We start from the raw sequence: 23,318 nt of genomic DNA, 5'->3' as shown, positions 1-23,318 counted from the left end.
GTGGATGCTGAAGTCTCTGCGCCGGAATCTCCGGCGCAACAATCACCGACACAACAACCTGTCCGCCTGACTCTCGAACAGCTCAACCAATATGCACAGCAAGGGCAAGGCTATGATGCCTGGTTGCAGAACTTGCTGGCAGACATGCCGGAGTTTACGGCCACCCTGATTGCGGTTCAGAATCAGCAGGGCAGTTTGCAGCCCATTGCTTTGTGGCCACGACAACAATCTCACCTCGAACGTTTGGGCGATCTGGTCGATGAGTGCTGTGAGCAGCAGCGACCATTACTTCTGTCCACACCATCGGGTTCAGAGTATGGTCTCGCCTACCCCTTGTTTGTCGATTCGAGGTTGGTGGCTGTTTTTGCAGGCTACGTGTCGGCGAAGGAGGAAGATCTTGATGGCATCATGGGCAGTGTCGAAAAGCACGTGCTCTGGATTGAAAGTCGTTTTCATCGCGATGCCTATCTTCAGTTGCAAGAGAATCTTCAGCGTCAGCAAACCGTGATTGATGGTTACGTTGCTGTTGGCAAGGGAGAGGCAATTAAGCAGTCTGCGCTGCAATGGGTGGACTCTTTGGCCCGCGGATTTGACTGTGACAGAGTCTCTCTGGGTTCGGTCAGGCATGGGTTGGTGACGCTGGATGTGATTTCCGGCAGTAGTGAGTTTGCGCTCAATAACGTAACCGCAAAGCAAATCACCCAAGCCATGCAGGAAGCCTGTGATCAACGGCGAATCATTGCGTGGCCCGTCGTGGGTGACCAGGATGCTGCTGAGGGCATGCCGCCGGAGCCCGGTGGTATCGGTCTGCAGGCGGAAAAACTTTCCCTGGCTCAGCGCAACGCTTCTGTCCTGAGTGTGCCGGTTTACCATCAGGATGCACTGGATGCGGTATTAACCTTTGAAAGACCTGCACAAGCCCCCTTTACATCGCTTGATATTGAGCGTGTCGAAGCCAACCTGGCTCTGGTTGGCGTTGCTTTTTATCATCGCAAACAGGCTGAGTTATCTTTTTGGGGCAGCTGTAAACACCACCTTAAATTGCAATTGGAACGGCTATTGGCGCCTGGATACGTTAAGCGAAAGTTGTTCTTTATCAGTTTGACTGCACTGGTGCTGTTTTTTGCCCTGGCTCGCGGGGACTACCAGATTAACGCCGATGCTGTGCTTGAACCGCGTCAGATTCGTGTGGTGTCAGCGCCATTTAACGGTTACCTGAAGTCTGCCAGTGCCCGGGCTGGAGATCGGGTAGAAGCGGGTCAGACGTTGGCAGCCATGGAAGATAATGAGTTGCGACTCGAAAAGATCAAGGCCATTAGCCTGCTGTCGCAAAACAACAAGCAATATACGGAAGCTTTGGCAGAGCGCAATCGCGCCCAGGCCCAGATTTATGCGGCACAAATGGAGCAGGCCAAGGCGCAGCTGGCCTCGGCTGAACGAAAACTGGATCGCTCTCAACTTAAAGCGCCATTCGATGCGCTGGTCGTCAGCGGCGACCTGAGTCAGCGTATCGGCGGCTCGGTGTCGCAAGGCGAAGAGTTGTTGCGGCTTTCTCCGATGACCGATTATCGGTTGATTCTTTATGTCAATGAGTACCGTATAGGCGATGTACAGGTGGGGCAGCGAGGCAGGGTGGTCTTGTCCTCCATGCCAGACCAGAGTTTCGATTTCGATGTTGAAACGCTGACACCGGTTACCGAAGTGCAAGATGGCTCAACGGTCTTCCGTGTTGAAGCCCGTCTGCCTGAGACCAGCGATCAATTTCGTCCGGGATTGGTGGGGATCGCCAAGGTCTCCGCCGGACGTCGGCATCTGATCGATATCTGGACCATGGATCTGCGCAAATGGCTGTCCTTAAAACTGTGGTCATTCTGGGGTTGATCAGCCGATGTCAGTAAAGTGGGAAAAACAATAAGCGATGTCTCTGTTCAGCAAAAACTGGTATCTGGTTGAATCCCTGAAGCCGCGCTTAAAGCCGCAGGTAGAAATCACCCCGCAGATGCAGCGTGGGGAACGCAATTATGCCCTGCGTGACCCGGTGTCGGGCTCGATCCAGCTCTACAGTGAGCAGGCCTATACCGTCCTCGGACTGATGGACGGTCAGCGTACGCTGAATGACATCTGGCTACTGGTTGGAGATCAATTGCAGGACGAGCTGCCCAGTCAGGAAGACATGATTTCCCTGGTGGGGTCGCTGTACCAGATGGACATGCTCTATCTGGATGTGCCAGCCAATGCCCGGGACTTGTTTCAGCGTCGCAATACCAAGCAGGAAAAAAAGCGCCTGCAGAAACTCTACTCACCGTTATCCGTTCAGATTCCACTGTGGGATCCGACTCGGTTTTTGGACCGATTTTGTCCGTTGATGGATCGGCTGATGGGGAAGTGGCTGTTGGCGCTTTATCTGCTGTTGGTTCTGACCGGTCTGGTGATTACTGCGCAGAATTTTGACGCGCTCACGAGCAACGCCGCAGACCGGATTCTCGCAGCGGATAACCTGTTTTTGTTGTGGGTGTTGTATCCACTCATCAAAATGATTCATGAGCTTGGGCATGCCTACACGGTGCGGCGTTTCGGGGGGCAGGTTCATGAGGTCGGGGTGATGTTTTTGGTCTTCTTCCCCATGCCCTATGTCAATGCCTCGGAATCGGCGGCCTTTGCCAACAAGTATCAGCGCATGACGGTGGCTGCAGCGGGATTGATTGTGGAGCTGTCAATCGCCGCCGTGGCTGTGATTTTGTGGAGTATGGCCAGTGACGGTTTAGTGAAGTCGGTGTTCTATAACATCGCTTTTATGGCCGGGGTATCGACACTGCTGTTTAACGGTAATCCGCTGCTGAAATTTGATGCTTACTATGTGTTGTCGGATTATCTGGAAATCCCCAACCTGGCAAAAAAATCGGTCAGTTACTGGGGGTATCTGGTCAAGCGCTACATTTTTCGTTTTAGGGAGCTGGAAAATCCAGCCCAGGATACCCGCGAGCGTTACTGGTTGTTCTTTTACAACCTGTTTTCATTTTTCTATCGTATTTTTATTTCTGTTGCCATCATTCTGTTTATTGGCAGTCAGTATTTTATTGTGGGTGTGATACTCGGCATCTGGACTCTGGTCAGTAGCTGGGTGATTCCTTTTATCAAAACCGTCAGCAAGCCGTTTACTGAGCCTCAGTTTGCTTTTCAGGGGCTTAATCCCAAATGGGTCATGACACTCCTGGTGTTTGGTGTCTGGGTGCTGGTGTTTGTATTGCCTCTGCCCTACAGCTATACCGCCGAAGGTGTCTCCTGGACACAACCCCATGAACGTCTCTACGCTGGTGAGTCCGGCTTTGTGGAGAAGCTCCAGCTTCCAGAGGATGATCAGGTCCAGGCCGGACAGGAATTGATTTCGTTGACCAATTACGACTTGCTGGATCGTCGCGCTGCAGTAACGGCCCAGCTGAATGAGGCGCGAGCCAGGGTGCGGTCCGACTATCAGGATCGAGCCCGCTCCAGTTTGGGCCAGGCAGAGGTGACACGGTTTCATGATGAGCTCGCCGACATCGAGGCTGCACTTGAAGAAACCTCTGTTCGGGCACGCGCCAATGGCCGTGTGGTGGTACAGGATCCTGAAAGTCTGCCTCAGCGTTATCTGCAACGCGGTGAGGTCATCGGTTATGTATTGAACCCCTCGCGTCCCTTGACGGTTAGGGTGGCGGTTGCCGAGACGGCCGCAGAACGTGTTTTGGGGCGGGTGCGCAGCGTGAGCCTGCGGCCTGCCTCTGATCGCGCTGATGAAGTCACCGCCTGGATGAGATCCATCGTGCCACGGGTAAGCAAGGAAATTCCCAGTCCGGTGCTGTCTACGGTTGGTGGTGGCAAGATTATCCTTGATCCCTCCAGTGAAGACTCTCTGCAGGCGATGGAAAATTATGTACAGATCGAAGTCGAAGTGGCTGATCTGCCAATGACGAAAGTCTTTGAGCGTTATTACGTTCGGTTTGACCTGCCCCCGGAACCTCTGGCCAAGCGCCTTTACCGGGAATTGCGGCAGGTGTTTATCAAAGAGTTCGATGTTTAGGATGACAGGAACCGTGTCAAATCGTTCTCGATGGCCTGTGCGCCATGCTGTGTCTGTTGCACTGCGACCTGAGCGGGATGCTTATACCCTGTCCTGGCTCGATCGTCTGTGGCGTAGTGTGTACGAACGGTGTCTCTGGCCGTGGCAGAAAGTGTGGTTCTCACCGGGTCGGCTGGCGCGGGTAATTATTGCCAAATCAGAAAACTTGCAATCGTTAAGCGAAGTGGATTTTCAACAGCACCTGCGTTGTGTTGAGCAGCGACTGGTGCGAGAGGGCATCAATCGGGAAACCCTGACTTTGGCGTTTGCGGCTGTTCGGGAAGCGGCGGGTCGCAGCCTTGGAATGCGTCACCATCATACACAGATACGCGCTTCGCTGATTATGTTGCGGGGCATGGTGGCGGAGATGGCAACCGGTGAAGGCAAGACGCTCGCTTGTACCCTGGCTTCTGCCACAGCAGCTCTGGCGGGCATCAAAGTTCATGTCGTGACCACCAACGACTATCTGGCAGAGCGGGACTGTGAAGAAATGCTTCCCCTGTTCCGCTATCTGGGATTATCCGCCGGGGCACTGACCAATGAGCTGGAGTTGCCTGAGCGGCAGCAGGTTTATCAGTTCGATATCCTGTATACCGCCAATAACGAGCTGGTGTTCGACTACCTGAAAGATATGCTGGTGCTGGGAGAGCGACGCGATTCTGTTGATGTCTATCGTGACAGTCTGGTCTCGGGGGCAGCGGCAGTCACTGCGAGGCTGATGCATCAGGGGCTGGTGTTTGCCATCGTCGATGAGGCCGACAGCGTGTTTATCGATGAATCCCGCACGCCGCTGGTGATTTCCGGTGGCGAATTACCACAAGCGGATTCAGAAGAGTTTCTCCGTCGTATCATGGCACTGGCGAAAACCCTGATCGAGGGTCAGCATTTTCGCATGATATGGCAGCAGCGTCGTCTTTACCTGCTGCCGGAGGGGAAAGAAGCCCTGGAGAACATGACGGGCGCCGAAGATGCGGGTTTGAGTTGGATTGAGCGAGCTCGCAGTGAAGAGTTGTTGCAGCAGGCCTTGTCGGCACTGCATCTTTTCCTGCGTGACAAACACTATATTGTCGGTATCGATCCCAAGGACGAAGGGAATGAAAGCGGCGAGGCCAAGCGCAAGGTGATGATTGTTGATGATTACACCGGGCGACTGGCAGCAGATCGTTCCTGGGAAGGTGGCTTGCACCAGCTGATTGAAATCAAGGAAAACTGCGAGCTGACCTCGCCTCAAAAGACGCTGGCCAAAATCAGTTACCAGCAATTCTTCCGCAAGTACTTTTATCTGTCGGGCATGACGGGCACAGCGAAGGAAGTGAAGAGCGAATTTTATACTGTCTATGGCCTGTTGGTTTGCAAGGTGCCACTGCTGCGTAAAAGTCTCAGGCGGTTGTCGCGGTATCGGGTCTTCCCGACGATGGAGGCCAAGGAACAGGCTATCGTCAAGGCCGTCAGGGACGCTGTTGCTGACAATCGGGCTGTTTTGGTGGGCACTGCCACGGTGGATCAATCCGAGCGACTGGCAGAGCGACTGCGAGAGGCCGGCGTGGCGTTTGAATTATTGACCGCCAAGCAGGACGCTGACGAAGCAGGTGTGGTGGCCAGGGCCGGGGAGCCGGGGCGGGTAACCCTGGCAACGTCCATGGCCGGGCGCGGGACCGACATCAAACTGGCGCCAAAGACCCGAGAGGCCGGTGGCCTGCATGTGATCATTTCTGAGTTGCAGGATGCCAGCCGCATCGATCGTCAGCTGGAGGGGCGCAGCGCCCGTCAAGGCGATCCGGGCAGTGTTGAGTATGTCCTGTCGTTCGAGGATCCTTTGGTTAAGGTTTATGGGCTCGATCTCTATCGCTGGTTGAGGCCAGTATTCACCCTTCCCTATGTCGGGCATTGGGCGGGACGCAGGCTCCAGCGCTATTGCCAGTGGTGCCTGGAGCGCAAGCATGCTCGCGAAAGGCGGATGACCCAGAAGACCGATGAGCGGGAAAAGAAGATGTTGGCGTTTTTAGGGGATGGCAAGTGGGGGTGAGACCAGAGATAATGAATTGGATGTCAAATTGCGAGGGTAAGGGATGAACGCGGTGCGCGTATTCAGGCTGGTTATGCTGGCTGCTGTCTGTTTGGCAGCCCCGGGGTGGGCGCAGACGCCAGCGGAAGATTTTCTGCCATCTGTGGGTTGCATGATTGAGCCGAGTGTACGTATTGAAGTATCCAGTCCGGTTGAGGGGGTGTTGGATAAGCGACCTTTCAAACTGGGGCAATCGGTGAAGAAGGGGCAGTTGCTGTTCTCTTTGCGATCGGATGTGGAGAAAGCGTCAGTGGAACTGGCCAATATACGGGCGGAGTTTGCCTTGCGGCACTATCAGCGCAATGACAATCTGTATCAGGATGAGTTGATCTCTGTTCACGAGCGCGATGAGTTCCAGACCGATTATCAAGTGGCCTTAAAAGAGCTGGAGCAGGCCAAAGCCATATTGGGGCTGCGTTCGGTATCCAGTCCCATTGATGGTGTGGTGGTCGATTACTTTGTGGAGTCTGGCGAGTTCGTAATGACAGAGCCTGTGATGGCCCTTGCGGCACTCGACCCCTTGAAAGTGGAGGTGGTTATGCCCTACAGTTCGCTGGGGAGCGTGAGCGATAAAGATGTGTTGCAGGTTTTTCCGGTGGAGCCGGTTAGTGGCAAATACAGCGCCAAAGTCACCCTAATTGACCCCGTCATCGACGCTGCCAGTGGAACCTATCGGATTCGGGCTCTTATTGATAACCCTCAAAGACGCCTTCCGGCAGGGGTTGAGTGTAAAGTAGCTGTAATGAAGTGAGTGAAAATAAAGGCGCTCGCTGTGTATGTTGCTTATATAAAAGAAGCAATACGTGAAGGCACACATATAAAAGAAGAAAGAAACCCTTTCTTCTTGTTTTCCGGTATAGCCTTTTAGAGCAGTATTGAAGCGTTTAGCGTGGTAAAAGCGAGTACAGATTGGCCGTGCTTGCCTCTTACGGGGTCTTTTGGGTCATAAGTGGCCAGGGCTACCGCATTTCCCTCCCGGGTTATTTTTTGTTGGGGGCGGCTAATTTATATGCAAATTAGTTGTTGACTCTCCCTTGTCAGGTCTATAGAATTCCGCTTCCTTTTTTGACTCTGTCTAAAAGGAAAAAGTGTGTGGAATCGCCATTAAACGCGGTTCTTGTTCTTTATAGATTTTTGGAGTTTGGTTCACATGCAGAATCAACGCATTCGGATTCGCCTTAAGGCTTTCGATCACAAACTAATCGATACTTCTACCCAGGAGATCGTTGAGACCGCTAAGCGTACAGGTGCCCAGGTGCGCGGCCCAATTCCGCTGCCGACTCGCAAAGAGCGTTTCACCGTTCTGGTTTCTCCGCACGTCAACAAAGACGCGCGTGACCAGTACGAAATCCGCACACATAAGCGTTTGCTTGATATTGTTGAGCCAACTGAGAAGACCGTTGATGCACTGATGAAGCTGGATTTGGCTGCAGGTGTTGAGGTTCAGATCAGCTTGGGCTGATCTGTGTAGGTAAGAGAAAAGTTCAAGTTTAAATACAATTTGTGCCGATACCTGACATAAGTCAGGTTGTGTAACGCTCTGAAATGGGCGGCCATAGCGGGTAAAAGCCCCGTACACTGAGAGGTTAAAGAAATGACGATTGGAATTATCGGTCGTAAAAGCGGTATGACCCGCGTTTTCACCGAAGAAGGTGTTTCCCTTCCTGTATCTGTGATTGAGGTTAGTCCCAATCGCATCACCCAGGTTAAGAGCGAAGAAACCGACGGTTACAATGCTGTACAAGTAACCGCAGGGTCTCGTCGGACCTCCCGTGTGACCAAGTCTCAGGCTGGTCATTTTGCCAAAGCATCCACTGAAGCCGGTCACGGCGTTTGGGAATTGCGCAACGATGAAGGCGAAGCTTTCGAAGTTGGTGGCGAAATCACTGTCGCTGCATTTGAAGCTGGACAGCTTGTCGATGTAACCGGCAAATCAAAAGGTAAAGGCTTTGCCGGTGGCGTTAAGCGTTGGAATTTCCACATGCAAGACGCAACTCACGGTAACTCACTGTCTCACCGTGCTCCTGGCTCAATTGGCCAGTGTCAGACTCCAGGTCGCGTATTCAAAGGCAAGAAAATGGCCGGACACATGGGTGCTGAGCGTGTAACCGTTCAAAACCTTGAAATTGTTCGTGTCGATGCTGAACGCAATCTGTTGCTGGTTAAAGGTGCGATCCCCGGTGCTCCCGGTGGTGATGTAATCGTGCGCCCAGCTGTTAAGCAGCGCAACGCCTAAGTTTCCGAGGGTTTCGACGATGGATTTGAATATTGCAACTCCCGAAGGCGCTAAAGGTACTGTTACTGTATCTGACGTTGCATTCGGTAAAGAGTTTAATCAAGACCTGGTTCACCAGGCGGTAACTGCGTATTTGGCAGCTGCTCGCCAGGGTACCAAGGCACAGAAAAACCGCGCTGCGGTATCTGGCGGTGGTAAAAAGCCATGGCGTCAGAAAGGTACTGGCCGTGCTCGTGCTGGTACTATTCGCAGCCCATTGTGGCGTACCGGTGGCGTAACTTTCGCTGCTCAGCCACGTGACCATGCTCAGAAGCTGAACAAAAAGATGTACCGCGCTGCTCTGCGTTGCATTCTTTCTGAGCTGACCCGTCAAGAGCGCCTGGTAGTTGTGGAGTCTTTCGATATCGATGCTCCCAAAACCAAGTCTCTGGTTCAGCAATTGGCTCAGTACGACCTGAAAGACGCTTTGATCGTGTCTGAACAAGTTAGCGAAAATCTGTACCTGGCTTCACGTAACCTGCACAAGGTTGATGTTCGTGATGTTCAGGGTGTAGATCCTGTTAGCCTGATTCGCTTTGACAAGGTTGTGATGACTGTTTCAGCTCTGAAAAAGTTTGAGGAGATCCTGGGATGAGTCAAGAACGCCTGTACAAAGTATTGTTGGGTCCAGTGATTTCTGAGAAAGCTGCTAACGCTGGTGATGCCAGTAACCAAGTGGTTTTCAAAGTACTTCGCGATGGCACCAAGCAAGAAGTTAAAGCAGCAGTTGAAAAACTGTTTAATGTGAAGGTTGAAGAGGTTCGTACTCTTCTGGTCAAGGGTAAAACCAAGCGCACCCGTCACGGACTGGGCAAGCGTAGTGACTGGAAAAAAGCGTACGTTCGTCTGGCCGAAGGTCAAGAAATTGACTTCGCGGTAGCGGAATAAGGGGATAGTTGCGATGCCTATTGTAAAACGTAAACCAACATCTCCGGGTCGCCGCTTCGTTGTAAGTGTTGTCAATCCGGACCTGCACAAAGGTGCTCCTTACGCTCCACTTCTGGAAAAGAAGAGCAAGAGCGGCGGTCGTAACAACAACGGTCGTATTACCACTCGTCACGTTGGCGGTGGTCACAAGCAGCACTATCGTGTTATCGACTTTAAACGTAATAAGGACGGCATTCCTGCAAAGGTTGAGCGTCTGGAATACGATCCAAACCGCAGCGCTAACATCGCTCTGGTTTGCTACTTGGACGGTGAGCGTCGCTACATCATTGCACCTAAGGGTGTAAAAGCTGGCGACATGATCGAGTCTGGTGAAGCTGCGGCTATTAAGCCTGGTAACACCTTGCCGATCCGCAACATCCCTGTGGGTAGTGTGATTCACTGTATTGAATTGAAGCCAGGTAAAGGTGCTCAGGTAGCACGTTCCGCCGGTACTTCAGCTCAATTGGTGGCGCGTGATGGCCGTTATGCGACTTTGCGTCTGCGTAGTGGTGAAATGCGTAAAGTACTCAGTGAGTGTCGTGCAACTTTGGGCGAAGTGTCCAACAGTGAGCACAGCCTGCGTTCTCTGGGTAAAGCTGGTGCTTCTCGTTGGCGCGGTGTGCGACCAACTGTTCGCGGTGTCGCGATGAACCCTGTAGATCACCCGCATGGTGGTGGTGAAGGTCGTACTTCTGGTGGCCGTCATCCAGTTTCTCCATGGGGTACGCCTACTAAGGGTGCTAAGACCCGTAAGAACAAGCGCACCGATAAGATGATTGTACGCCGTCGCGGTAAGAAATAAGCGACTGGCTAAACACTAGCTGAAGAGGAAAGTGCAGTGCCACGTTCACTGAAAAAAGGTCCTTTCATCGATCTTCATTTAATTAAGAAGGTTGAGGCAGCGATCGAAAAAAATGACCGTCGTCCTATTAAGACTTGGTCTCGCCGTTCCATGATCATGCCAGAAATGGTCGGCTTGACTCTCGCTGTACACAACGGTCGTCAACATGTCCCCGTCCTGGTAAACGAAGAGATGGTTGGGCATAAATTGGGCGAGTTTGCTGCGACACGCACATATCGCGGTCACATTGCAGACAAGAAAGCCAAGAAGCGCTAAGAGGTCTAACGATGGAAGTATCAGCAAAATTACGCGGTGCTCAACTGTCGGCACAAAAAGCGCGTCTAGTCGTCGATCAGATTCGTGGTAAACACGTTGAAGAGGCGCTGGACATCTTAGCTTTCAGTCCGAAGAAGGGTGCAGCGATTGTTAAGAAGGTGCTGGAGTCTGCTATTGCAAACGCCGAGCACAATGAGGGTGCTGATGTTGATGAGTTGACTGTGTCAACCGTCTTCGTTGATGAGGGTCTGACGATGAAACGTATCAGACCACGTGCTAAAGGTCGTGCAGATCGCATCCTTAAGCGCACTTGTCACATCACCGTTAAAGTAGCCGATCAGTAAGAGACAGACGTTATGGGTCAGAAAGTACATCCGACAGGTATTCGTCTGGGCATCGTCAAGAAGCATACCTCTACATGGTATGCGGGCAGCGATGAATACGCAGACAAGCTCTACACCGACCTGAAAGTACGCGAGTACATTGAAAAGAAATTGGCGCACGCGTCAGTCAGTCGAGTAGAAATTGAGCGTCCGGCTAACACCGCACGCGTTACCATTCACACTGCCCGTCCGGGTATTGTGATTGGTAAAAAAGGTGAAGATGTGGAAAAACTGCGCGCTGAAGTTAGCAAGCAGATGGGTGTTCCCGTTCACATCAACATCGAAGAAATCCGCAAACCTGATCTGGATGCGGCTCTGGTAGCGCAAAGCGTTGCTCAGCAACTTGAGCGTCGCGTTATGTTCCGTCGTGCTATGAAGCGTGCGGTACAGAATGCTATGCGTCAGGGCGCAGAAGGGATCAAAATCCAGGTTAGCGGTCGACTGGGTGGTGCAGAAATCGCACGCACCGAATGGTACCGCGAAGGCCGCGTGCCTCTGCACACTTTGCGTGCCGATATCGATTACGCCACAGCTGAAGGTTCAACCACCTACGGTATTATTGGCGTGAAAGTTTGGATCTTCAAAGGTGAAGTAATTGGCGGCCTAGACGCTGTCGAAGAAAAACCAAAGAAGAAAAAAGGCTCTAAGTAAGGGGTACGCAAGATGCTGCAACCGAAGCGTACAAAGTTTCGCAAGCAAATGAAGGGCCGCAATCGCGGTCTGGCCCATCGCGGCTCAAAGGTTAGCTTTGGCGAATTTGGCTTAAAGTCCAATGCACGTGGTCGTATTACTGCCCGTCAAATTGAAGCGGCGCGTCGTGCAATGACTCGTCACATCAAACGTGGCGGAAAGATTTGGATCCGTGTATTTCCAGATAAGCCAATTACCAGCAAGCCTCTTGAGGTTCGTCAGGGTAAGGGTAAGGGTAATGTTGAGTACTGGGTAGCCCAGATTCAACCTGGCAAGGTTCTGTACGAGATGGAAGGCGTCTCTGAAGAGCTGGCTCGCGAAGCATTCGCACTGGCCGCTGCCAAGTTACCTTTAAGTACAACTTTCGTGAAACGTTCGGTGATGTGATGAAAGCTCAAGAACTCCGCGAAAAATCTGTTGAAGAGCTAAATGCTGAGTTGCTGAAGCAGCTGGAAGATCAGTTCAAGCTGCGTATGCAAGCTTCTACTGGTCAGCTGAATCAGACCCATCTGCTCAAGCAGACACGTCGCGATATTGCTCGTATTAAAACAGTGCTGAATCAAAAGGCAGGTGCGTAACTATGACAGACAAGTTAGTGCGTCAGGTAACCGGTAAAGTAGTAAGTGACAAGATGGATAAAACCATCACTGTCCTGATCGAACGCCGTGTTAAGCACCCAATTTATGGTAAGTACGTCAGTAAGTCATCCAAGCTGAAAGCTCATGATGAAAAGAATGAGTGTAAGGCAGGAGATGTGGTCACTATTGAAGAGTCCCGTCCTCTGTCTAAGTCTAAGTCTTGGGCTTTAGTTAAAATTGAAGAACGCGCTACTGAGATTTAATTATCTCAGGCGTTGTTAAGAGTTTCGGAGACGGACGATGATTCAAGCGCAATCATACTTGGATGTGGCAGACAACAGTGGTGCCCGCCGCGTTATGTGCATTAAAGTGCTCGGCGGTTCGCATCGTCGTTACGCTGCCGTAGGTGATATTATTAAGGTGACCGTTAAGGAAGCCATCCCTCGCGGTAAAGTGAAGAAAGGTCAGGTGATGAAGGCCGTGGTTGTACGTACCAAAAAAGGTGTGCGTCGCCAGGACGGGTCTCTGATTAAGTTTGACGATAACGCTGCCGTATTACTGAACCAACAGGATGCTCCTATTGGTACACGTATTTTCGGCCCTGTTACTCGTGAGCTGCGTGGCGAAAAATTCATGAAGATCATCTCATTGGCTCCAGAAGTTCTGTAAGCCAGAGCTTTTGTAACCTGAGAGAGTCGAGGACAGGGTTATGCGTAAGATCAAACGTAATGACGAAGTGATTGTGATCGCAGGTCGCGATAAAGGTAAGCGCGGTAAAGTAGTTAGCGTACTTGCCGACGATCGCTTGCTCGTGTCTGGTGTTCACATGATCAAAAAACACCAAAAACCAAACCCGCAATTGGGTGTGGCCGGCGGAATCGTGGAGAAAGAAGCTCCGATTCAGGTTTCCAATGTTGCTATTTTTAATGGCGCTACTGGTAAAGCTGATCGTGTAGGTTTCAAAATCCTGGAAGACGGCACCAAAGTGCGAGTTTTCAAATCCAACGGCGAAGCCGTTGACGCGTAATTAGCAAAATCTAATTACGCCGAGTTAACGGCATAAGCAGACGGTAATTGAACATGGCTAAGTTGAAAGAACTTTACCACAACGAAATCGCAGCAAAGCTGAAAGATGAGCTGAAGCTTGCGAACGTTATGGAAGTGCCCAAAATCACCAAGATCACCCTGAACATGGGTGTTGGTGAGGCAATCGGTGACAAGAAAGTCTTAGAAAATGCTGTCAGCGATATGGAAAAGATCACTGGTCAAAAAGCAGTTGTGACCAAGGCTCGCAAATCCATCGCTGGCTTCAAGGTACGTGAAGAGTGGCCGATCGGCTGTAAAGTAACTCTGCGCTCTGAGCGCATGTACGAGTTTCTTGAGCGTCTGATCAGTATCGCGATTCCACGTATTCGTGACTTCCGTGGTATCAGCCCGAAGCAGTTCGACGGTCGTGGCAATTTCTCTATGGGTGTAGGTGAGCAAATCATCTTCCCGGAAATTGAATTCGACAAAGTTGACAAGCTGCGTGGTCTGGATATCTGTATCACTACCACAGCACGTAATAACGAGGAAGGCCTTGCTTTGCTGAAGGCATTCAACTTCCCGTTTAAAGGCTAAGGAAACGGATCATGGCTAAGAAATCTATGATTGCACGTGAAACCAAACGTGCTAACGCAGTTGCAAAGTTTGCCGCCAAGCGTCAAGCCTTGAAAACTATCATTGCCAGCCCTAACTCTTCGGAAGAAGAGGTATGGGAAGCGCAGGTTAAGCTTCAGCAACTGCCTCGTGATGCGAGTCCGGTTCGTCAGCAGCGTCGCTGTCGTATTACTGGTCGTCCACACGCGGTTTATCGCAAGTTCGGCCTGTGCCGTAACAAACTGCGTGAAGCGGCTATGCGTGGTGATGTCCCAGGTTTGGTTAAGGCCAGCTGGTAAGCTGAATTTAGGAGCAGAAACTTATGAGTATGCAAGATCCGTTGGCAGATATGCTGACTCGTATCCGCAACGCTCAACAAGTCGGCAAGGTAGATGTCACCATGCCTTCTTCAAAGCTGAAAATTAACGTTGCCCGCGTTCTTCAAGAAGAAGGCTACGTGACCGGTTTTTCAGTGAGCGAAGATGCTCAGCCTCAACTGACCGTTGAGCTGAAATACTTCGAAGGCAAGCCAGTAATTGCTGAGCTTGACCGTGTAAGCCGTCCAGGCTTGCGTAACTACTCTGGTAAAGATGGCTTGCCATCAGTTCGTGGCGGTTTAGGTATCGCTATCGTTTCTACCAGTAAGGGTGTAATGACTGATCGTGCTGCCCGCGCTCAAGGCGTTGGTGGTGAGGTTCTCTGCACCGTATTTTAACCCCGTCTAGCTGCTTAGCAGCTAACGGCAATAGTTGTTTTAACGGGAATTCGTTATGTCACGAGTTGCAAATAGTCCGGTTGAAGTGCCCGCTGGTGTAACTGTAACCCTGAGTGGTCAGGATCTTACGGTTAAAGGCAGCAATGGTACATTGGCCCACACCATCCACAGCAGTGTTGAAGTCGCTCAGAACGATAATGTTCTGAATGTCTCTGCTCGTGATGGCGCCAAGCAGTCTCGCGCATTGGCAGGCACTACACGTGCTCTGGTAAACAACATGGTAATCGGCGCTTCTCAAGGTTTTGAGAAGAAGCTGTTGCTGCAAGGTGTTGGTTATCGTGCTAAAGCCGCGGGCAGTTCTGTAGACCTGACTCTGGGTTTCTCCCACCCGGTTGTTTATGACCTTCCTGAAGGCGTAAAAGCTGAGACCCCAAGTCAGACTGAGATCGTACTGAAGAGCGCTGATAAGCAGCTGCTCGGTCAGGTAGCCGCGGAAATCCGCGCTTATCGTCCACCAGAGCCTTACAAAGGTAAAGGTGTACGCTACGCTGACGAACATGTACGTCGTAAAGAAGCTAAGAAGAAGTAGGGCCTAGGTCATGAACGATAAAAAACAATCTCGTTTGCGTCGTGCGCGTCGTGCTCGTGCAAAGATGAGTGAGCTGGGCGCAGTGCGCCTGTGCGTTAACCGCACTCCTCGCCACATCTATGCGCAGATTATCGCTGCCGATGGTGCCAAAGTACTGGCTCAAGCCTCTACTTTGGATAAAGATTTACGTGCAGGAAAAACCAGCAACAAAGAAGCCGCTCAGGCGGTTGGTAAGTTGGTTGCCGAGCGTGCTAAAGCTGCTGGGGTTACCCAGGTTGCTTTCGACCGTAGTGGTTTTAAATACCACGGTCGTGTGCAGGCTTTGGCAGACGCTGCCCGCGAAGCTGGTTTGGAATTCTAAAGGTTGAGATATGGCTTTTAACAAGAAAGAAGAACGTAACGATGAAGGCTTCCAGGAGAAGCTGGTTCAGGTTAACCGCGTTGCCAAGACCGTTAAAGGTGGTCGTATCTTTACCTTTACTGCGCTGACTGTTGTTGGTGATGGTAATGGCAAAGTAGGCTTCGGTCGCGGTAAAGCCCGCGAAGTACCTGCTGCTATCCAGAAAGCTATGGAAGCTGCTCGTCGTAACATGATCGAAGTAGATCTGAATGGCGACACTCTGCAGTATGCCACCACGGGCCGTCACAGTGGCTCCAAGGTATTCATGCAGCCTGCTTCACAGGGTACTGGTGTTATTGCCGGTGGTGCAATGCGCTCTGTATTTGAAATGGCTGGCGTTCAGAACGTTTTGGCTAAATGCTACGGTTCTACTAACCCGGTAAACGTGGTTCGTGCAACCTTCCAGGCGCTGAGAGATATGGCGTCTCCGGAGTCTGTAGCAGCCAAGCGCGGCAAAAGCGTTGAAGACATTCTGAACTGATTGGGTGTAACAACCCAATTCAGCGTTCTGAGTGGACCGACTCTTAATAAGCGCCAGCAACCAGTGGTTGTCTGTGCGCTTACAATGAGCCATCAGCTCTTAAAGAAAAGTTGGATAGGACCATGGCTAAGAAAATGATTAAAGTGACTCAGGTGAAAAGCGCTGCTGGCCGCCTGAAGAACCACAAAGCCTGCGTTGCCGGTTTAGGCCTGCGTCGCATTGGCCACTCTGTAGAAGTAGAAGATACTCCTTCAGTGCGTGGCATGATTAACAAAGTAAATTATCTGGTTAAGGTAGAGGGAGAGTAAGATGCGTCTGAATACTCTGAGTCCTGCGCCTGGCAGCACCCACAGCAAGAAACGCGTCGGTCGTGGTATCGGTAGCGGTCTTGGTAAAACCGGTGGTCGCGGTCACAAAGGTCTGAAATCTCGTTCCGGTGGTAGTGTTAAGCCCGGTTTCGAGGGTGGTCAGATGCCTCTGCAAAAACGTCTGCCTAAATACGGTTTTACTTCCCGTGTAGGTCGCGTAACTGCTGAGGTTCGTTTGGCTGAACTGAACAAAATCGAAGGCGAAGTGGTCGATCTGGACACACTGAAGCAAGCTGATGTTATCAATATCAACATCAAGCGTGCTAAGATCTTCCTTTCCGGCGAGCTGACTAAAGCAGTGACCGTAAAAGGTCTGGCCGTGACCAAGGGCGCTAAAGCTGCCATTGAAGCAGCTGGCGGTAAAGTCGAAGAATAAGACAGTCGAAGTTAGCCGGCCTCTAGTACTAGTGGCCGGTGTCTGGTTACCGGCTTCCGGTACTTGGACTGTCGACTACTGATTAGAGACTGATTTATGGCAACCCCTGGAAATCTGCCATTAGGAAACAAGAAAGGATTGGGCGAGCTTTGGGCTCGCCTTCGTTTTCTTTTTATAGCAATTGTTGTTTACCGTATTGGTACACACATTCCGGTGCCAGGTATTGATCCTGAGCGGCTGGCGACATTGTTTAACCAGAACCAAGGCACCATTTTGGGTCTGTTTAACATGTTCTCGGGTGGTGCACTCGAGCGTATGAGTATCCTGGCTTTGGGTATCATGCCCTATATTTCGGCCTCGATTATCATGCAGCTGATGTCTGCCGTTGTGCCATCACTGGAGCAGTTGAAGAAAGAAGGTGACGCCGGTCGGCGTAAGATTAACCAGTACACTCGTTATCTGACGGTGTTGTTGGCTCTGGTTCAGGGCTCTGGTATGGCGGTTGGTTTTTCCGGCCAGGCTTACATGACAGGTTTCAGCTTTTATTTTGTCGCAGTGACGTCACTGGTAACCGGCGCAGTCTTCATGATGTGGCTGGGTGAGCAGGTGACAGAGCGCGGTATTGGTAACGGCATCTCGATGCTGATTTTTGCCGGTATTGTGGCAGGTTTACCGAGTGCGGTAGGCCAGGCGTTTGAAAGCGCACGTCAGGGTGATTTGCACATTCTGCTGTTGTTGGGTGTGACTTTTCTGGCGATTGCGGTTGTGTGGTTGGTGGTACGTATGGAGCGCGGTCAGCGCCGTATTACTGTTAACTATGCCAAGCGTCAGCAGGGCCGCAAAGTATTTGCAGCTCAAAGCAGCCATCTGCCGTTAAAAGTGAACATGGCTGGGGTTATCCCGGCGATCTTTGCCAGCAGTATCCTGCTGTTCCCGGCGTCAGTGGCGCAGTGGTTCGGCCAGGGTGGTGAAGGTGTAGGTAGTGAAATTCTGCAAGAATTGGCGTTAGCGATTGGCCCTGGCCAGCCACTTAACTTCATTTTGTTTGCAGCGCTGATTGTGTTCTTCTGTTTCTTCTATACGGCGTTGATGTTTAACCCGAATGAAGTGGCAGATAACCTGAAAAAGTCCGGTGCGTATATCCCTGGTATTCGTCCCGGTGAGCAGTCAGCCAAGTATATTGACAATGTTCTGACCCGGTTGACTGTGGTTGGTGCTGTTTATATCGCGGCCGTCTGTTTATTACCGCAGTTCCTGGTAGTGGCGACTAACATCCCATTCTATCTGGGCGGTACCTCACTGCTGATCGTTGTGGTAGTGGTAATGGACTTTATGTCCCAGGTGCAATCGCACTTGATGTCTCATCAATATGATTCATTGATGAAGAAAGCAAACCTTAAAGGCTATGGTTCAGCCCGATAATCGGGTAAGATGCTCGGCCGCTGAGTTAGAAGGTGTTTTGAAACATGAAAGTTCGTGCTTCAGTAAAGAAAATATGCCGTAACTGTAAAGTTGTACGTCGTAAAGGTGTTCTGCGTGTTATCTGCAATGCCGAGCCACGTCACAAGCAGCGTCAAGGCTAAAACCTCTTTTTGTGACCAGAGCTAAAACTCTGGTCACAAAAGAACAGGGTTGGAGAGCGCCTGAAGTGCTTATCTGACCTCCAGTTGTCTTAATCGACAGCCGGGAACAAGGGGGCGTTGACTGTCGCCAGGGGGGAAACTCTCTGGCTATTGCTTTTTGTGCGTAATGTCGCTATCCTTTCGCGCCTTTTTATTGGTGCTGAGGGTGGCGTATTGTCGCTGTCAACGCTGCAACTTAAGTTATACGTGGAGTAATCCGAATGGCCCGTATTGCTGGTGTCAACATACCAGATAACAAGCATGCCGTTATCTCCCTGACCTATGTCTATGGGATTGGTCGCACAACTGCGAAACAAATTTGCGCCGCTTCTGGCATCGCTGAATCTACCAAAATTGGTGATCTGAGCGAGACTGAGATGGACGCTATCCGTAGTGAAGTCGCTAAAGTCTCTGTTGAGGGTGATTTGCGTCGTGAAGTTTCTATGAGCATCAAGCGTTTGATGGATTTGGGCTGCTATCGCGGTCTGCGTCATCGTCGCAGTCTGCCTGCTCGTGGACAACGTTCAAAGACGAATGCTCGCACTCGTAAGGGTCCGCGCAAGCCGATCAAAAAGTAAGTCTTAAACCTTAAAGGTACAGACTTCCCAAGGTAAAAGGTTAGGAAGAGTTGCTATGGCAAAGCCAGGTAAAACTACTAAGAAGAAGGTTAAAAAGACGGTTGTCGATGGTATCGCACACATCCACGCCTCTTTTAACAACACGATCGTGACAATTACCGATCGTCAGGGTAACACCCTGAGCTGGGCTACCGCTGGTGGTTCCGGTTTCCGTGGTTCCCGTAAGTCTACCCCGTTCGCAGCTCAGGTTGCTGCAGAGCGCGCTGGCGAAGCGGCTAAAGATTACGGCCTGAAGAATCTGGACGTTGAAGTTAAAGGTCCTGGTCCTGGTCGTGAGTCTGCAGTACGTGCTTTGAACAACGTTGGTTACAAGATTACCAACATTGTCGACGTCACGCCGATTCCACACAACGGCTGTCGTCCGCCGAAGAAACGTCGCGTATAAGGGGGCTTAAATAATGGCACGTTATATTGGACCAACTTGTAAGCTGTCTCGTCGCGAAGGAACTGATCTGTTCCTGAAAAGTGGCGCACGTCCGCTTGATTCCAAGTGTAAAGTTGAAAATGCTCCTGGCCAGCACGGTCTCCGTCGCGGACGTTTGTCCGACTACGGTGTACAGCTGCGTGAGAAGCAAAAAGTTCGTCGTACTTACGGCGTTCTGGAAAAACAATTCCGCGGTTACTACAAAGAAGCTGCCCGTCGCAAAGGCGCGACCGGTGAGGTTCTGCTGCAATTGCTGGAGCAACGTTTGGATAACGTTGTATACCGTATGGGCTTTGGTGCTACCCGCGCTGAATCTCGTCAGCTGGTTTCGCACAAATCAATCAGCGTAAACGGTCAGACAGTAAACATTGCTTCTTACCAGGTGAAAGCCGGTGATGTAGTTGCTGTTCGCGAGAAAGCTAAAAACCAACTGCGTATCGCGCAGGCTCTGAATCTGGCCGCTCAGCGTGCCGATGTTGAGTGGGTTGATGTGAATGCGGACAAAAAAGAAGGTACGTTTAAGCGTGTACCTGATCGCGCCGATTTACCAGCTGAGATCAACGAGAACTTGATCGTTGAGCTTTACTCTAAGTAAGAAATTTCCACTAAAGGTGTGACTATGCAGAGTGCTGTAAACGAGTTTTTGACCCCGCGTCATATCGACGTTACTGAAAACGGCCCAACTCGCGCAAAAGTGGTTTTAGAGCCTCTTGAGCGTGGTTTTGGTCATACCCTTGGTAATGCGTTGCGTCGTATTCTTCTGTCTTCCATGCCCGGCTGTGCCGTCACGGAAGTTGAAATTGATGGTGTACTCCACGAGTACAGCGCCATTGAGGGTGTACAGGAAGACGTTATTGAAATCCTGTTGAACCTGAAAGGTGTTGCTGTTGTTATGCACGGTAAAGATCAAGCCGTGTTGACTCTGAGCAAGAAAGGCCCTGGCGTTGTAACTGCTGGTGACATTCAGGTTGATCATGAAGTTGAGATCAAAAACCCTGAGCATGTGATTGCCAACATCACTGGTGATGTTGACCTGAGCATGAAGTTAACCGTTGCTCGTGGCCGTGGCTATCAGCCTGCTGATGCCCGTCACAATGATGAAGAAGAGACTCGTGCTATTGGCCGTCTGCAACTGGATGCGTCTTTCAGCCCTGTTAAGCGTCTGGCTTATCAGGTAGAAAGTGCACGTGTTGAGCAGCGCACTGACCTGGACAAGTTGATCCTTGATCTGGAAACCAACGGTACTATCGATCCTGAAGAAGCGATCCGTCGCGCTGCTACCATCCTGCAGCAACAATTGGCGGTATTCGTTGACTTGGAAGGCGAAAAAGAAGTTGAGCCTGAAGAGAAAGAGGAAGAAATCGATCCAGTACTGCTGCGTCCAGTGGATGACTTGGAGTTGACTGTTCGTTCAGCCAACTGTCTGAAAGCAGAAAATATTTACTACATTGGTGATCTGATTCAGCGCACTGAAGTAGAACTGCTGAAGACTCCTAACCTGGGTAAGAAATCTCTTACTGAGATCAAAGACATTCTGGCATCTCGCGGTCTGTCTCTCGGTATGCGTTTGGAGAACTGGCCACCTGCCAGCCTCGCAAACGACGATAAATTAGCGTAAAAATAGGCCGCCGCTCTGGACTGTTTAGGTCCTAAACAGAGCTAGGCGGCGGTTGTTAACAAGATTTGCTGTTGCCAATGGGCTTCAGAAATCAGTTTGGAAGGATTTAGAGTTATGCGTCATCGTCATAGTGGCCGTCAACTGAATCGCAACTCATCACACCGTAAAGCCATGTTCAAGAACATGACTATCTCTCTGGTTGAGCATGAGTTGATCAAAACAACTTTGGCCAAGGCTAAAGAACTGCGTTCCGTTGCGGAGCCTCTGATTACCTTGTCGAAAGAAGACAGCGTTGCTAATCGCCGCCTGGCTTTCAGTCGTCTGGGTAGCAAAGCAGCTGTAGGTAAGCTGTTCAGCGAGCTGGGTCCTCGTTACGAGTCCCGTCCAGGTGGTTATATTCGCATTTTGAAGTGTGGTCTGCGCACTGGCGATAAAGCCCCAATGGCTTACGTTGAACTGGTTGATCGTCCGGTTGCAGCTGAGGCTGTTGAAGAAGACTAAGACTTAGTCTTCTGATTGAAAAAAGCGCTTTCGGGCGCTTTTTTTTCGTCTGTATTTTTTGTGAATTATTGTGGTTAGTCGTTGCGAGTCTCGTTTAAGCTGTGCAATGTGTGATTTTGTCGAATCACAGGTTCTCGGTATAGAGTTGCACTGATAATTTCACGGTGTATGGTGAGTTTGAGGGTGGCTGTAACGGCTTGTCCGACTATTGTAGCCGTAATGTGGGTTTAAGCATCCAGGGACGGGATGAGATGACTTCTTTTCAAATAAAACATCATGGTGCAGTGAATGGTGTAACAGGCTCTTGCCATGAGCTGTCCATAAGTGACTCGGGTGTGCTGATTGACTGCGGCCTGTTTCAGGGGGCAGAGGCTTCTGGCAAAGGAGCCGGTGCTCATTCACTGGAGATCGATTTCCTGATCGACCATATAAAGGCTTTGGTGGTGACTCATGTGCATATCGATCACGTCGGCCGAATTCCCTATCTTTTAGCCGCCGGCTTCAAAGGCCCCATTTACTGTTCTATCCCGTCAGCAACGTTGCTCCCTTTGGTGCTGGAAGATGCCATAAAAATAGGTCTCACCAAAGATAAGCGGTTGGTAGAAAAGTTTCTCCGGGTGATCAGCCTGCGTCTAAGACCGTTGTCCTATAACGAGTGGCATACAATTGTTGATTCTCAGGCCGGCGATATAGCAATACGTTTACAGCGGGCAGGACACATTTTGGGTTCAGCCTATGTTGAGTGTGAGGTATCGACGACGGAGTCTGGGAAAAAAGTAGAGAGCAGTCACAGGGTTGTGTTTTCCGGAGACCTAGGCGCTCCTCATGCCCCATTACTGCCTCCGCCACAGGCTCCTTATCGAGCAGATACTTTGGTGATTGAGAGCACTTACGGGGATCGTCTGCATCAGGGGCGTAAACAGCGACGCATGGCTCTCAAAGCCGTTATTGAAAAAGCGTTTCGCGATCGTGGTGCCGTTCTGATTCCCGCATTTAGTATTGGTCGCACACAGGAAATTCTTTACGAGCTGGAAGGCCTGATACACGATCTTGGTAAACAGAAAATATATGAGGAGAGTTGGCAGGATCTGGAAATCATTGTGGATTCCCCACTGGCGGCCAGTTTCACAAAAGCTTGTCGACAGCTTAAGCCTTATTGGGATGAGGAAGCCCTTGTCCGTGTCCGAAGCGGTCGCCATCCATTGAGTTTTGAGCAACTCTATACCGTCAGTTCTCACGACCAACACGAGACTGCGGTCAATTATGTTCGTAGCACCGGTCATCCTTGTATTGTCATTGCGGCGAGCGGGATGTGTGCTGGTGGTCGGATTGTGAATTATCTGAAGGCACTGATCGAGGATCCTCGAACAGACATTGTTTTTATGGGATATCAGGCGACAGGCACGCCTGGTCGAGTCATACAGACTTATGCATCTGTGGGAGGGTATGTGGAGCTGGAGGGTAAGAGATACGATATCCGTGCGCATGTTCATACATTGAGTGGTTATTCTGCACATGCGGATCAGAAAGACCTTCTAACTTTTATTCGGCAAATTAAATTGGCGCCAAAATGTATTCGTATTGTTCATGGCGACGAAGCAGCTAAGCGTGAACTGATGCAAAAAATAAAAGCTGAATTGCATGATGTTGAGGTTGTTGTACCGAAAGGTTAGCACAAAATTTGCTTGATGTATGAGTGTATGTATACGCTCTATGGTGGAGGTCCTAAGTAAGGTGGAAAACTCTTTAGCTTGAAATATGGCTTATGAGCTTTCTTGCTATACTTAGAACAATTTTCAATAACCGCACGTTGCCAG

General features: G+C 50.7%; 33 protein-coding genes. All 33 read left to right on the top strand.

Annotated features, from left to right (window positions below; genetic code table 11):
* Positions 1 to 1,881, top strand: coding sequence for an efflux RND transporter periplasmic adaptor subunit (locus KOI40_RS18945; RefSeq protein ID WP_216098796.1), 1,881 nt, complete (start codon positions 1 to 3; stop codon positions 1,879 to 1,881).
* 37 nt (positions 1,882 to 1,918) lie between these two features.
* Positions 1,919 to 4,057: a hypothetical protein gene (locus KOI40_RS17260; protein ID WP_216098795.1), complete on the top strand. Its 2,139-nt coding sequence runs from the start codon at positions 1,919 to 1,921 to the stop codon at positions 4,055 to 4,057.
* A 13-nt stretch (positions 4,058 to 4,070) separates the two neighbouring features.
* Positions 4,071 to 6,122, top strand: a complete 2,052-nt coding sequence (locus KOI40_RS17255; protein ID WP_216098794.1) for a preprotein translocase subunit SecA — start codon at positions 4,071 to 4,073, stop codon at positions 6,120 to 6,122.
* 43 nt (positions 6,123 to 6,165) lie between these two features.
* Positions 6,166 to 6,912, top strand: a complete 747-nt coding sequence (locus KOI40_RS17250; RefSeq protein WP_216098793.1) for an efflux RND transporter periplasmic adaptor subunit — start codon at positions 6,166 to 6,168, stop codon at positions 6,910 to 6,912.
* 399 nt (positions 6,913 to 7,311) lie between these two features.
* Positions 7,312 to 7,623 carry a 30S ribosomal protein S10 gene (rpsJ, locus tag KOI40_RS17245; RefSeq protein WP_167000055.1) on the top strand — a complete coding sequence of 104 codons (312 nt, stop codon included), beginning with the start codon at positions 7,312 to 7,314 and terminating at the stop codon, positions 7,621 to 7,623.
* Between the two features lie 132 nt (positions 7,624 to 7,755).
* The gene (rplC, locus tag KOI40_RS17240; protein ID WP_216098792.1) at positions 7,756 to 8,397 is read left to right on the top strand and encodes a 50S ribosomal protein L3; all 642 of its coding nucleotides are present in this window, start codon (positions 7,756 to 7,758) and stop codon (positions 8,395 to 8,397) included.
* A gap of 19 nt (positions 8,398 to 8,416) precedes the next feature.
* Entirely contained in the window at positions 8,417 to 9,031 is a 615-nt protein-coding gene (gene rplD / locus KOI40_RS17235) for a 50S ribosomal protein L4 (protein WP_216098791.1), read from the top strand.
* The gene (gene rplW / locus KOI40_RS17230) at positions 9,028 to 9,324 is read left to right on the top strand and encodes a 50S ribosomal protein L23 (protein ID WP_216098790.1); all 297 of its coding nucleotides are present in this window, start codon (positions 9,028 to 9,030) and stop codon (positions 9,322 to 9,324) included. Before rplD ends, rplW begins: the two co-directional genes overlap by 4 nt.
* Before the next feature lie 13 nt (positions 9,325 to 9,337).
* The gene (gene rplB / locus KOI40_RS17225) at positions 9,338 to 10,165 is read left to right on the top strand and encodes a 50S ribosomal protein L2 (protein WP_216098789.1); all 828 of its coding nucleotides are present in this window, start codon (positions 9,338 to 9,340) and stop codon (positions 10,163 to 10,165) included.
* 36 nt (positions 10,166 to 10,201) lie between these two features.
* Positions 10,202 to 10,480, top strand: coding sequence for a 30S ribosomal protein S19 (gene rpsS, locus KOI40_RS17220; RefSeq protein ID WP_216098788.1), 279 nt, complete (start codon positions 10,202 to 10,204; stop codon positions 10,478 to 10,480).
* Between the two features lie 11 nt (positions 10,481 to 10,491).
* Positions 10,492 to 10,824, top strand: coding sequence for a 50S ribosomal protein L22 (gene rplV, locus KOI40_RS17215; RefSeq protein ID WP_167186912.1), 333 nt, complete (start codon positions 10,492 to 10,494; stop codon positions 10,822 to 10,824).
* A 12-nt stretch (positions 10,825 to 10,836) separates the two neighbouring features.
* A complete protein-coding gene (gene rpsC, locus KOI40_RS17210; RefSeq protein ID WP_216098787.1) occupies positions 10,837 to 11,514 on the top strand; it encodes a 30S ribosomal protein S3 in 678 nt (225 codons plus the stop codon).
* Between the two features lie 12 nt (positions 11,515 to 11,526).
* Positions 11,527 to 11,940 carry a 50S ribosomal protein L16 gene (gene rplP, locus KOI40_RS17205; RefSeq protein ID WP_167186919.1) on the top strand — a complete coding sequence of 138 codons (414 nt, stop codon included), beginning with the start codon at positions 11,527 to 11,529 and terminating at the stop codon, positions 11,938 to 11,940.
* Positions 11,940 to 12,131, top strand: a complete 192-nt coding sequence (gene rpmC, locus KOI40_RS17200) for a 50S ribosomal protein L29 (protein ID WP_216098786.1) — start codon at positions 11,940 to 11,942, stop codon at positions 12,129 to 12,131. The genes rplP and rpmC overlap by 1 nt, the downstream gene beginning before the upstream one ends.
* Positions 12,132 to 12,133: 2 nt before the next feature.
* The gene (rpsQ, locus tag KOI40_RS17195; protein WP_216098785.1) at positions 12,134 to 12,394 is read left to right on the top strand and encodes a 30S ribosomal protein S17; all 261 of its coding nucleotides are present in this window, start codon (positions 12,134 to 12,136) and stop codon (positions 12,392 to 12,394) included.
* 37 nt (positions 12,395 to 12,431) lie between these two features.
* Positions 12,432 to 12,800: a 50S ribosomal protein L14 gene (gene rplN / locus KOI40_RS17190; RefSeq protein ID WP_216098784.1), complete on the top strand. Its 369-nt coding sequence runs from the start codon at positions 12,432 to 12,434 to the stop codon at positions 12,798 to 12,800.
* 40 nt (positions 12,801 to 12,840) lie between these two features.
* The gene (gene rplX / locus KOI40_RS17185; RefSeq protein WP_216098783.1) at positions 12,841 to 13,158 is read left to right on the top strand and encodes a 50S ribosomal protein L24; all 318 of its coding nucleotides are present in this window, start codon (positions 12,841 to 12,843) and stop codon (positions 13,156 to 13,158) included.
* A gap of 53 nt (positions 13,159 to 13,211) precedes the next feature.
* The gene (rplE, locus tag KOI40_RS17180; RefSeq protein WP_216098782.1) at positions 13,212 to 13,751 is read left to right on the top strand and encodes a 50S ribosomal protein L5; all 540 of its coding nucleotides are present in this window, start codon (positions 13,212 to 13,214) and stop codon (positions 13,749 to 13,751) included.
* 11 nt (positions 13,752 to 13,762) lie between these two features.
* Positions 13,763 to 14,068: a 30S ribosomal protein S14 gene (rpsN, locus tag KOI40_RS17175; protein ID WP_216098781.1), complete on the top strand. Its 306-nt coding sequence runs from the start codon at positions 13,763 to 13,765 to the stop codon at positions 14,066 to 14,068.
* A gap of 23 nt (positions 14,069 to 14,091) precedes the next feature.
* Entirely contained in the window at positions 14,092 to 14,484 is a 393-nt protein-coding gene (rpsH, locus tag KOI40_RS17170) for a 30S ribosomal protein S8 (RefSeq protein WP_216098780.1), read from the top strand.
* 55 nt (positions 14,485 to 14,539) lie between these two features.
* Positions 14,540 to 15,073: a 50S ribosomal protein L6 gene (gene rplF / locus KOI40_RS17165; RefSeq protein WP_216098779.1), complete on the top strand. Its 534-nt coding sequence runs from the start codon at positions 14,540 to 14,542 to the stop codon at positions 15,071 to 15,073.
* Positions 15,074 to 15,083: 10 nt separating this feature from the next.
* The gene (gene rplR, locus KOI40_RS17160) at positions 15,084 to 15,434 is read left to right on the top strand and encodes a 50S ribosomal protein L18 (RefSeq protein WP_216098778.1); all 351 of its coding nucleotides are present in this window, start codon (positions 15,084 to 15,086) and stop codon (positions 15,432 to 15,434) included.
* A gap of 10 nt (positions 15,435 to 15,444) precedes the next feature.
* Positions 15,445 to 15,954: a 30S ribosomal protein S5 gene (gene rpsE / locus KOI40_RS17155; RefSeq protein ID WP_216098777.1), complete on the top strand. Its 510-nt coding sequence runs from the start codon at positions 15,445 to 15,447 to the stop codon at positions 15,952 to 15,954.
* Between the two features lie 122 nt (positions 15,955 to 16,076).
* Positions 16,077 to 16,262, top strand: a complete 186-nt coding sequence (gene rpmD, locus KOI40_RS17150) for a 50S ribosomal protein L30 (protein ID WP_216098776.1) — start codon at positions 16,077 to 16,079, stop codon at positions 16,260 to 16,262.
* 1 nt (position 16,263) lies between these two features.
* A complete protein-coding gene (gene rplO, locus KOI40_RS17145; protein ID WP_216098775.1) occupies positions 16,264 to 16,698 on the top strand; it encodes a 50S ribosomal protein L15 in 435 nt (144 codons plus the stop codon).
* 96 nt (positions 16,699 to 16,794) lie between these two features.
* On the top strand, positions 16,795 to 18,120 hold the full coding sequence (secY, locus tag KOI40_RS17140; protein ID WP_216098774.1) for a preprotein translocase subunit SecY: 1,326 nt from the start codon (positions 16,795 to 16,797) through the stop codon (positions 18,118 to 18,120).
* A 44-nt stretch (positions 18,121 to 18,164) separates the two neighbouring features.
* Positions 18,165 to 18,281, top strand: coding sequence for a 50S ribosomal protein L36 (gene rpmJ / locus KOI40_RS17135; protein WP_216098773.1), 117 nt, complete (start codon positions 18,165 to 18,167; stop codon positions 18,279 to 18,281).
* Positions 18,282 to 18,541: 260 nt separating this feature from the next.
* Positions 18,542 to 18,898 carry a 30S ribosomal protein S13 gene (rpsM, locus tag KOI40_RS17130; RefSeq protein WP_216098772.1) on the top strand — a complete coding sequence of 119 codons (357 nt, stop codon included), beginning with the start codon at positions 18,542 to 18,544 and terminating at the stop codon, positions 18,896 to 18,898.
* Between the two features lie 55 nt (positions 18,899 to 18,953).
* Positions 18,954 to 19,343, top strand: a complete 390-nt coding sequence (gene rpsK, locus KOI40_RS17125; protein ID WP_216098771.1) for a 30S ribosomal protein S11 — start codon at positions 18,954 to 18,956, stop codon at positions 19,341 to 19,343.
* 13 nt (positions 19,344 to 19,356) lie between these two features.
* Positions 19,357 to 19,977, top strand: coding sequence for a 30S ribosomal protein S4 (gene rpsD, locus KOI40_RS17120; protein ID WP_216098770.1), 621 nt, complete (start codon positions 19,357 to 19,359; stop codon positions 19,975 to 19,977).
* 24 nt (positions 19,978 to 20,001) lie between these two features.
* Entirely contained in the window at positions 20,002 to 21,000 is a 999-nt protein-coding gene (locus tag KOI40_RS17115; protein WP_216098769.1) for a DNA-directed RNA polymerase subunit alpha, read from the top strand.
* A gap of 114 nt (positions 21,001 to 21,114) precedes the next feature.
* Positions 21,115 to 21,501 carry a 50S ribosomal protein L17 gene (gene rplQ, locus KOI40_RS17110; RefSeq protein WP_216098768.1) on the top strand — a complete coding sequence of 129 codons (387 nt, stop codon included), beginning with the start codon at positions 21,115 to 21,117 and terminating at the stop codon, positions 21,499 to 21,501.
* Positions 21,502 to 21,752: 251 nt separating this feature from the next.
* A complete protein-coding gene (locus KOI40_RS17105; RefSeq protein WP_216098767.1) occupies positions 21,753 to 23,174 on the top strand; it encodes an MBL fold metallo-hydrolase RNA specificity domain-containing protein in 1,422 nt (473 codons plus the stop codon).
* The last annotated feature ends 144 nt before the right edge of the window (positions 23,175 to 23,318 follow it).

Source organism: Pseudomaricurvus albidus (assembly GCF_018863235.1).
In the GTDB taxonomy this organism is placed as follows: Bacteria; Pseudomonadota; Gammaproteobacteria; order Pseudomonadales; family Cellvibrionaceae; genus Pseudomaricurvus; species Pseudomaricurvus albidus.
This window is presented reverse-complemented; position numbering and strand designations above follow the sequence as displayed.

What these genes read in the sequence shown, in the direction of transcription:
- KOI40_RS17260 (WP_216098795.1), top strand. Translation starts at nt 1,919, where the DNA reads ATGTCTCTGTTCAGCAAAAACTGGTATCTGGTTGAATCCCTGAAGCCG.
- KOI40_RS17250 (WP_216098793.1), top strand. Translation starts at nt 6,166, where the DNA reads ATGAACGCGGTGCGCGTATTCAGGCTGGTTATGCTGGCTGCTGTCTGT.
- rpsJ (WP_167000055.1), top strand. Translation starts at nt 7,312, where the DNA reads ATGCAGAATCAACGCATTCGGATTCGCCTTAAGGCTTTCGATCACAAA.
- rplC (WP_216098792.1), top strand. Translation starts at nt 7,756, where the DNA reads ATGACGATTGGAATTATCGGTCGTAAAAGCGGTATGACCCGCGTTTTC.
- rplD (WP_216098791.1), top strand. Translation starts at nt 8,417, where the DNA reads ATGGATTTGAATATTGCAACTCCCGAAGGCGCTAAAGGTACTGTTACT.
- rplW (WP_216098790.1), top strand. Translation starts at nt 9,028, where the DNA reads ATGAGTCAAGAACGCCTGTACAAAGTATTGTTGGGTCCAGTGATTTCT.
- rplB (WP_216098789.1), top strand. Translation starts at nt 9,338, where the DNA reads ATGCCTATTGTAAAACGTAAACCAACATCTCCGGGTCGCCGCTTCGTT.
- rplV (WP_167186912.1), top strand. Translation starts at nt 10,492, where the DNA reads ATGGAAGTATCAGCAAAATTACGCGGTGCTCAACTGTCGGCACAAAAA.
- rpsC (WP_216098787.1), top strand. Translation starts at nt 10,837, where the DNA reads ATGGGTCAGAAAGTACATCCGACAGGTATTCGTCTGGGCATCGTCAAG.
- rplP (WP_167186919.1), top strand. Translation starts at nt 11,527, where the DNA reads ATGCTGCAACCGAAGCGTACAAAGTTTCGCAAGCAAATGAAGGGCCGC.
- rpmC (WP_216098786.1), top strand. Translation starts at nt 11,940, where the DNA reads ATGAAAGCTCAAGAACTCCGCGAAAAATCTGTTGAAGAGCTAAATGCT.
- rpsQ (WP_216098785.1), top strand. Translation starts at nt 12,134, where the DNA reads ATGACAGACAAGTTAGTGCGTCAGGTAACCGGTAAAGTAGTAAGTGAC.
- rplN (WP_216098784.1), top strand. Translation starts at nt 12,432, where the DNA reads ATGATTCAAGCGCAATCATACTTGGATGTGGCAGACAACAGTGGTGCC.
- rplX (WP_216098783.1), top strand. Translation starts at nt 12,841, where the DNA reads ATGCGTAAGATCAAACGTAATGACGAAGTGATTGTGATCGCAGGTCGC.
- rplE (WP_216098782.1), top strand. Translation starts at nt 13,212, where the DNA reads ATGGCTAAGTTGAAAGAACTTTACCACAACGAAATCGCAGCAAAGCTG.
- rpsN (WP_216098781.1), top strand. Translation starts at nt 13,763, where the DNA reads ATGGCTAAGAAATCTATGATTGCACGTGAAACCAAACGTGCTAACGCA.
- rpsH (WP_216098780.1), top strand. Translation starts at nt 14,092, where the DNA reads ATGAGTATGCAAGATCCGTTGGCAGATATGCTGACTCGTATCCGCAAC.
- rplF (WP_216098779.1), top strand. Translation starts at nt 14,540, where the DNA reads ATGTCACGAGTTGCAAATAGTCCGGTTGAAGTGCCCGCTGGTGTAACT.
- rplR (WP_216098778.1), top strand. Translation starts at nt 15,084, where the DNA reads ATGAACGATAAAAAACAATCTCGTTTGCGTCGTGCGCGTCGTGCTCGT.
- rpsE (WP_216098777.1), top strand. Translation starts at nt 15,445, where the DNA reads ATGGCTTTTAACAAGAAAGAAGAACGTAACGATGAAGGCTTCCAGGAG.
- rpmD (WP_216098776.1), top strand. Translation starts at nt 16,077, where the DNA reads ATGGCTAAGAAAATGATTAAAGTGACTCAGGTGAAAAGCGCTGCTGGC.
- rplO (WP_216098775.1), top strand. Translation starts at nt 16,264, where the DNA reads ATGCGTCTGAATACTCTGAGTCCTGCGCCTGGCAGCACCCACAGCAAG.
- secY (WP_216098774.1), top strand. Translation starts at nt 16,795, where the DNA reads ATGGCAACCCCTGGAAATCTGCCATTAGGAAACAAGAAAGGATTGGGC.
- rpmJ (WP_216098773.1), top strand. Translation starts at nt 18,165, where the DNA reads ATGAAAGTTCGTGCTTCAGTAAAGAAAATATGCCGTAACTGTAAAGTT.
- rpsM (WP_216098772.1), top strand. Translation starts at nt 18,542, where the DNA reads ATGGCCCGTATTGCTGGTGTCAACATACCAGATAACAAGCATGCCGTT.
- rpsK (WP_216098771.1), top strand. Translation starts at nt 18,954, where the DNA reads ATGGCAAAGCCAGGTAAAACTACTAAGAAGAAGGTTAAAAAGACGGTT.
- rpsD (WP_216098770.1), top strand. Translation starts at nt 19,357, where the DNA reads ATGGCACGTTATATTGGACCAACTTGTAAGCTGTCTCGTCGCGAAGGA.
- KOI40_RS17115 (WP_216098769.1), top strand. Translation starts at nt 20,002, where the DNA reads ATGCAGAGTGCTGTAAACGAGTTTTTGACCCCGCGTCATATCGACGTT.
- rplQ (WP_216098768.1), top strand. Translation starts at nt 21,115, where the DNA reads ATGCGTCATCGTCATAGTGGCCGTCAACTGAATCGCAACTCATCACAC.
- KOI40_RS17105 (WP_216098767.1), top strand. Translation starts at nt 21,753, where the DNA reads ATGACTTCTTTTCAAATAAAACATCATGGTGCAGTGAATGGTGTAACA.